This window comes from Paraburkholderia sp. RL18-085-BIA-A, assembly GCF_046027075.1.
GTDB lineage: Bacteria > Pseudomonadota > Gammaproteobacteria > Burkholderiales > Burkholderiaceae > Paraburkholderia.
The window spans coordinates 1-652 of the sequence record NZ_JARESU010000554.1 but is presented as its reverse complement, the minus strand read 5'-3'; the positions used below and the strand labels follow the sequence as shown (position 1 = coordinate 652).

Genomic DNA, 652 nt, shown 5'->3' with positions numbered 1-652 from the left:
CTCTGGTCGAGCAGATCGAGTTCGTCATGCCGCCTCGTGACGAGGTTGCTGTATCCGGCCGCCTGTAGCGACCGAAGGAGCGCCGAGCCCACCATGCCTCTGTGGCCGGCAACAAAAATACGCGAGCGTGTATCCATGCAAGTCGCCCCAGAAACTTAGAGAAAAACGCAGACTAGCTGATGCTTGCGCATCGTTTACTGGCGCGGTACTCGGTCGGCGACATGGAGAGCTGCTTCCTGAACAGTTTCGACAGCCGTTCGCCATTGCTCAGACCCGTGCGCCGAGCGATCTTGTCGATTGGAAGGTCGCTGTTCGCCAGCAATTCGCAGGTGAGCTTCAGGCGTGCGCGCAAGAGATATTGTGAAGGCGTGAGTCCCAGTTCACGCTTGAAAAGCCGCAAGAAATTTCGCTCACTCATTGCGGCAGTACGGGCAGCGTCGACCACCGAGACGGGATTGCCGCAGTTGCGCTCGAGCCAGCGCGCGGATTCCTGCGCCTTCTCGGCAAGGGTCGGCGTACCGAGTGTGCTCAGGATGATAGAGATGTGCTGGTCATTGCCGAAGGCAAGACGTTCGGCCACCGACGATGCGATCTCGTAGCCGAGATCCCGCTTGACCAATGCAAGCGAATACACCAGTGCATCGCTGCGTTC

2 protein-coding genes are annotated in these 652 nt (G+C 58.9%); both read right to left on the bottom strand.

Annotated elements, in window-relative coordinates; all coding sequences use genetic code 11:
• Positions 1-137: NAD-dependent epimerase/dehydratase family protein (locus P0D89_RS53805; protein ID WP_408379781.1), on the bottom strand; the 137-nt coding region annotated here is incomplete at its 3' end.
• A 35-nt stretch (positions 138-172) separates the two neighbouring features.
• Positions 173-652 (bottom strand): helix-turn-helix domain-containing protein (locus P0D89_RS53800; protein WP_408379778.1); only part of this gene is annotated, 480 nt, incomplete at its 5' end.